At 73.9% G+C, this 6,210-nt stretch carries 7 protein-coding genes; 4 read left to right on the plus strand and 3 right to left on the minus strand.

Annotated elements, in window-relative coordinates; translation table 11 throughout:
* Window positions 1-99: 99 nt before the first annotated feature.
* The 3 genes from ACWEVO_RS27110 to ACWEVO_RS27120 form a co-directional block, all read right to left on the minus strand.
* A complete protein-coding gene (locus tag ACWEVO_RS27110; RefSeq protein ID WP_452310328.1) occupies window positions 100-1,266 on the minus strand; it encodes an RNA polymerase sigma factor in 1,167 nt (388 codons plus the stop codon).
* Window positions 1,263-1,670, minus strand: a complete 408-nt coding sequence (locus tag ACWEVO_RS27115; protein WP_452310329.1) for a YciI family protein — start codon at window positions 1,668-1,670, stop codon at window positions 1,263-1,265. The genes ACWEVO_RS27110 and ACWEVO_RS27115 overlap by 4 nt, the downstream gene beginning before the upstream one ends.
* Before the next feature lie 110 nt (window positions 1,671-1,780).
* Window positions 1,781-2,620 carry a helix-turn-helix transcriptional regulator gene (locus tag ACWEVO_RS27120; RefSeq protein WP_452310330.1) on the minus strand — a complete coding sequence of 280 codons (840 nt, stop codon included), beginning with the start codon at window positions 2,618-2,620 and terminating at the stop codon, window positions 1,781-1,783.
* Between the two features lie 102 nt (window positions 2,621-2,722).
* Here ACWEVO_RS27120 and ACWEVO_RS27125 point away from each other — a divergent pair, with 102 nt between their 5' ends.
* From ACWEVO_RS27125 to ACWEVO_RS27140, 4 genes are all read left to right on the plus strand, one after another.
* Window positions 2,723-3,430, plus strand: coding sequence for an SDR family NAD(P)-dependent oxidoreductase (locus ACWEVO_RS27125; protein ID WP_452310331.1), 708 nt, complete (start codon window positions 2,723-2,725; stop codon window positions 3,428-3,430).
* A 121-nt stretch (window positions 3,431-3,551) separates the two neighbouring features.
* Complete coding sequence (locus tag ACWEVO_RS27130) at window positions 3,552-4,118, plus strand: maleylpyruvate isomerase N-terminal domain-containing protein (protein WP_452310334.1); 567 nt, start codon at window positions 3,552-3,554, stop codon at window positions 4,116-4,118.
* A gap of 43 nt (window positions 4,119-4,161) precedes the next feature.
* Complete coding sequence (locus ACWEVO_RS27135; protein WP_452310332.1) at window positions 4,162-4,752, plus strand: TetR/AcrR family transcriptional regulator; 591 nt, start codon at window positions 4,162-4,164, stop codon at window positions 4,750-4,752.
* A gap of 77 nt (window positions 4,753-4,829) precedes the next feature.
* A partial coding sequence (locus ACWEVO_RS27140; protein ID WP_452310333.1) for an MDR family MFS transporter occupies window positions 4,830-6,210 on the plus strand: 1,381 nt, incomplete at its 3' end.

Raw genomic sequence — 6,210 nt, forward strand, 5'->3', positions numbered from 1 at the left:
GCCTGGCCGTTTTCCGCCAGGCCAGCGGGCGGTGACCACGGTGCTGTCCGAATCTCCGCCTGGGCCCACCTCGATGGAAGCGCCGATGCCGGCGCTGGATCACTGCGACACATCAGGACGACCGGGACGGGACATCTGCCGTACCCGGGCGGCCTGTCGCGCCAGATGGTCGCGCTCGGGCACGCTGGTCGCGGCGCGGGACGCCTCGGCGTACCGCTCGGCAGCGTACTCGAGGTTGCCGGCGCGTTCGTGCAGGTACGCGGACACCGCGGCGTACCGGGGCAGGTCCGGACTCACGTCGGCCAGCGCCGCCAGGCCGGCCCGCGGTCCGTCGGCCTCCCCGACCGCCACCGCGCGGTTGAGCCGCACCACCGGGCTGCCGGTGAGCCGCAGCAGCTCGTCGTACCACTCGACGATCTGCACCCAGTCCGTCTCGGCGGCCGTCCGGGCGTCGGCGTGCAGGGCCGCGATCGCGGCCTGTGCCTGGTATTCGCCCAGCCGGTCGCGGGCCAGCGCGGCCTGCAGGATCCGCACCCCCTCGGCGATCAGGCCGGTGTCCCAGCGCGACCGGTCCTGCTCACGCAGCGGCACCAGACGACCTCCGGGGCCGGTGCGGGAGGCCCGGCGCGCATGGTGCAGCAGCATGAGCGCGAGCAGCCCGGCGGCCTCGGGCTCGTCGGTCAGGGCGGCCAGCTGGCGGGTGAGCCGGATCGCCTCGGCGGCCAGGTCGACGTCTCCCCCGTACCCCTCGTTGAAGACCAGGTACAGCACGCGCAGCACGGTTGCCAGGTCGCCGGGCTGGTCGAGCGGCAGCCCAGCGATCCGTCGCTTGGCCCGACTGATCCGCTGCGCCATGGTCGCCTCGGGGACGAGGTGCGCCGCCGCGATCTGCCGGGTGGTCAGGCCACCGACCGCGCGCAGCGTCAGAGCGACGGCCGAGGCCGGCGGCAGGGTGGGATGCGCACACAGGAAGTAGAGCCGCAAGGTGTCGTCCGTGGCGGACACCGGACCGACGGACGGCTCGATCTCCACGGCGATTTCCCGCCCCCGCCGCGACGCCTCGGCCCGGGCCGCGTCGAGGAACTTGCGCCACGCGACCGCGACGAGCCAGGCCTTCGGATCACGCGGTGGATCGTCCGGCCAGGTCTCCAGCGCGCGGATCAGGGCCTCCTGGACGGCGTCCTCGGCCGACGCGAAGTCGGCTCCGCGCCGGACGAGGACGCCGATCACCGCCGGCACCAGCTCCCGTACCAGCGACTCGTTCACTCCGCGACGGTGGGCAACTCGGCGAAGCACGGCCGGACCTCGAGCCACTCGTGGAGGGGCTCGCCGCGGGGGCCGGGAGCGGCGGAGAGCTCCCCGGCGAGCTGGACCGCGCGATCCCAGGACTCCACGTCGATGATCATCCAGCCGGCGATCAGGTCCTTGGTCTCGGGGAACGGGCCGTCGACCACCGGTGGGCGGCCCTCGCCGTCGTACCGCACGAACCTGCCCTCCGGCGCCAACGCCTGTTCGCTGACGAACTCACCCGTCTCCCGCAACCGGTCGGCGAAGTCCTGCATGAACTGGATGTGCGCGTCGACCTCCTCCGGCGTCCACCGGTCCATCGGCGGGAAGTCGACGGTGGGGGCCGGGCCGCCCCGGTAGTGCTTCAGCAGCAGGTACTTCACGGTGGTTCTCCTTCGTCCGTACGCGGCCCTCGTGGCCGCTCATGTCCCTGGGACGGAGCCAGCACCTGATTCTCGACACTCGACGCCGTTCCGGCGGGGACGTGGGCGGTTCAGCTGGCGAGGGACTGGATGCCCAGGACGGTGAGCAGGGCCAGGCGGTCCGCGTCCGCGGTACCCGGCTCGGCGGTGTAGATCATGATGCGCAGGTCACTGCCCGCCACGGTCAGCACGTCGCAGTCCAGGGTCAGCGCGCCCACCTGCGGATGATCGATCGTCTTCCGGGCCGCGTCGTGCCGGCCCACCGCGCCCGCGTCCCACAGCTCGGCGAACCGCTGGCTGCCCGCCCGCAGCTCCGCCACCAGCCGCGACAGCTGCTGGTCCGCCGGGTAGCGATCGGCGGCCGCACGCAGGTCGGCGACCACCGCCGCCTCGAAGGCGCGCCGGGACTCCGGGGTGTGCCGGACCCGGCCACCGGCACCGAGGAAATGTCGCCACACCCCGTTGCGCTGGCTGCCCCGCCAATCGGATGAATCACCCATCAGTGCCGCGTACGGCAGGTTGGCCAGCAGCAGCGTCCAGGACGCGTCGTAGACCGCGACCGGTGTCCCGGTCAGCCGGTCCAGCAGCCGCTGCACGCTCGGGGTGATCTCGACGGGCACGGTCTCCGGGCCCGGCGGCGCGAACCCGGCCAGCCGGTACAGGTGCGCCCGCTCGGCCCGCGCCAGCCGCAGCGCCCGGACCAGGGCCTCGACGACCTGCACCGAGGGATGGGACGCGCGGCCCTGCTCGAGGCGGGTGAGGTAGTCCACGGAGATCCCGGCCAACAGGGCCAGCTCCTCCCGGCGCAGCCCCGGCGCGCGTCGCTGGCCACCGGCCGGCAGCCCAGCGGCGGCGGGTGGCACCCGGTCGCGCCAGCGGCGCACCGCCCGCCCGAACTCCCCCGTCGTCACGTCCACCAGTCTGCCCCGCCGGTCGCCGCCCTGACTGGTACCCGCAATCCCAGGAAGACGGGACGCCTGGGTGGCCGCCCGCCGTCGCCGCAGGCTGGGAGCATGACGACAACATTGATCACCGGAGCGAACAAGGGCCTCGGCTTCGAGACCGCCCGCCGGCTCACCGCTGCGGGCCACCGCGTCTGGATCGGCAGCCGTGACGCCGAGCGCGGGCGGCGGGCCGCCGAGCAGTTGGGCGCACGGCTGGTCCTGCTCGATGTCACCGACGAGGAATCCGTTGTGGCGGCGGTACGGACCATCGGGGCGGCCGGCGGCCTGGACGTACTGGTCAACAACGCCGGCGTCGAGGCGCGTACGACGGGCAACGGGGTGGCCGGCGCCGGGGAGACGACCCCCGAGCTGATGCGGTCGCTGTTCGAGACGAACGTCTTCGGCCTGGTCCGCGTGACCCACGCCTTCCTGCCGCTGTTGCGGCGTTCCGCCGCGCCGGTGGTGGTCAACGTGAGCAGCGGGCTGGCCTCGCTGACCCGGGTCACCGACCCGGGCGACCCGGCCTACGCGTACCCCGGGGTCGCCTACCCGGCGTCGAAGGCCGCGGTCAACATGATGACGGTGCAGTACGCGAAGGCGTTCCCGGCCCTGCGGATCAACGCGGTGGAACCCGGTTTCACGGCGACCGACCTGAACGGGCACACGGGTGTCCAGAGCGTCGCGGAGGGTGCCGAGATCATCGTCCGGATGGCCCAGGTGGGCCCCGACGGCCCGACCGGCGGCTACTTCGACGCGGCCGGGCCGCTGCCCTGGTGAGGACCTGGACCGGACGGGCGGCCGCCGGGGTGCTGGCGCGGGCGGCGACGACACCGAGGTCGGTCGCCCCGCCGGCTGGTCGGACGCAGGGATCGATGGCAGGGTCGGGGCCGTGGCGGGGATGACCGGAGCGGACGTACGGGCGGCGGTGGCCGAGATGACCCGGGTGCTCGCCGGAGCCACCGACCGGGATTGGACGGTCCGGGCCGGTGACCTGGAGTGGCCCTGCTGGACGACGGCCGCGCATGTCGCGCACGACCTGGTCGCCTACGCCGGCCAGGTGGCCGGGCGGGCCGCCACCGCGTACCTCCCGTTCGACCTGCGGGTACGCCCCAACGCGACGCCCGCCGACCTGCTGGCCGTGGTGACCGCCGCCGGTGGCGTGCTGGCCGCCGCCGTGGACACCGCCGACCCGGCCACCCGGGCCTGGCACTGGGGGCCCTGCGATCCGGGTGGGTTCGCCGCCATGGGGGTGGCGGAGGTCCTGCTGCACACCCACGACCTCACCCGGGGGCTCGGCCTGCGGTGGGCGCCGCCGGAACCGCTCTGCGCCGGGGTGTTGGCCCGGCTCTTCCCCGATGCGCCGGTCGGCGAGCCGGCGCCGGTGCTGCTCTGGATGACCGGCCGGGCGGCGCTCGGGGACCGGCCACGGCGTACCGGGTGGACCTGGCAGGCTGCGATCGGTTGAGTCAGGGTTGCCCCGCCGCCCCGGTTCGGTAAATACTTACTGCATGAGTGACAGCCGGGCGGCCCTGCTCGACGCGGCGGCGGAGGAGTTCGCCCGCACCGGGCTGCACGGCACCCGGGTGCAGGCGATCGTCAAGCGCGCAGGTGTCAACGAACGCATGATCTACCACCATTTCGGCAGCAAGGAGGGGCTCTACGCGGCCGTCATCGACGAGCAGCGCGCCGGCCTCGGGTCCGCGTGGGCGCCGGTACTGGAACGGGCTGTCGCCCTCGACCCGTACGACGGGATGCGGGTGGCGTTCGTCGGGTTCTTTGACATCCTGCGCGCCCGCCCCCGGCTGCTCGCCCTGATGCTGCACGAGTCGCTCAGCGGGGCCCGGCTGCTGTCCCTGCCCACCGCCGACCAGCTTCCCAAGGCCATCCGCGAGCTGTACGAACGCGGCCAGCGGGAGGGGGTCTTCCGGGCCGACTGCCCGTTCGAGGTCGCGTACGCCACGGCAATGGGTGCGCTCGTCTCGTGGCAGATCTTCGCCCCGCCGTTCGCGGCCGAGACCGGGCCCGCCGGCCCCGCGCTGCGGGACCGGGTCGTCGGCCAGTTGCTCGACGGGATGACCGGGCCCCTCCCGGGCCGCTGAGCCGCGGCCAGGGCGATCCGCGGCGATACCCGACCCACCGCAGTAAGCATTTACCGCACGCGTGAGGAGTGAACGGGATGGACCAGACCCGTGCAGCGCCGGCGCCCGCCGCGGGCATACCGCCGGACCTGCTCCGGCTCGTCGGTGTGATCATGCTGGGCGCGTTCGCCGTCCAGCTCGACGCCACCATGACCAACGTCGCCGTCAACACGCTGCTGCGGGAGTTCGACGCGGGCCTGCCCACCATCCAGTGGGTGGGCACCGGCTACCTGCTGGCGATGACCACCATGATCCCGCTGACCGGCTGGGCCGCCGACCGCTACGGCACCCGGGCGCTCTGGACGTGCAGCCTCGCCGGATTCCTGCTCGGCTCGCTGCTGTCCGGGTTCGCCTGGTCCGCCGGCAGCCTGATCGCCTTCCGCGTGGTGCAGGGCGTCGGCGGCGGGATGCTCGTACCGCTGGCGCAGACCATTCTCGCCCAGGCCGCCGGGCCCGACCGGCTCGGCCGGGTGATGGCGGCCATCGGCATCCCGGCCATGCTCGGCCCCGTCCTCGGCCCGGTCCTCGGCGGGCTCATCGTCACCGACCTGAACTGGCGCTGGATCTTCTTCGTCAACGTGCCGGTCTGCCTGGCCGGGCTGCTGCTGGCCCGGCGGGTGCTACCCGATGCCCGGCCCACCGGCGCCGCGCCGCTGGATCTGCTCGGCCTGGCGCTGCTGCCGCCCGGCTGCGCCGCGCTGGTCTACGGCCTCGCCGAGGCCGGCCGGCACGGCCGTTTCGACGACCCAGCGGTCCTCCTCGCCCTCGGCCTCGGGGTCGCCCTGCTGGTCGGTTTCGCCCTGCACGCCCTGTGCACCCGGCGGGAACCACTGATCGACCTGCGGCTGCTGGCCGACCGGACGTTCGCCGCCTGCGCGGCAGTGGTGTTCCTATCCGGTATCGCCCTGTACGGCGCGATCATCCTGCTGCCGCTCTACCAGCAGCAGGTGCGCGGAGCGTCCGCGCTGCACGCCGGGCTGCTGCTCGCTCCGCAGGGCGTCGGCATGGCGTTCGGCCTGGTCACCGCCGGACGCCTGACCGACCGGATGGGTCCCCGGCCGATCGTGCTGGCCGGCCTGACGGTGGCCGCCGCCGGGACGCTCACCTACACCCGGGTCGCCGCCGACACCAGCCAACTGCTGCTCGCCGCGGCGCTCGCGGTCACCGGCGTCGGCATGGGGGCCACCATCGTGCCGGTGCTGGCCAGCCCCTACCGGAGGCTGCCGGCGCCGGCGATCCCGCGGGCGACCAGCGCGATCCGGATCTTCCAGCAGCTCGGCGGGGCGTTCGGCGGCGCGGTGCTCGCGGTCGTGGTGCAGCGGCACCGGCACGCTGGTCCCGACCACCGCCGCCGGCCATCCCTTCTGGAACAACGACGACCCGGCGGCGCGGAACAACAACCAGATCCACTTCCTGAAG

The organism is Micromonospora sp. NPDC003776 (assembly GCF_053605645.1).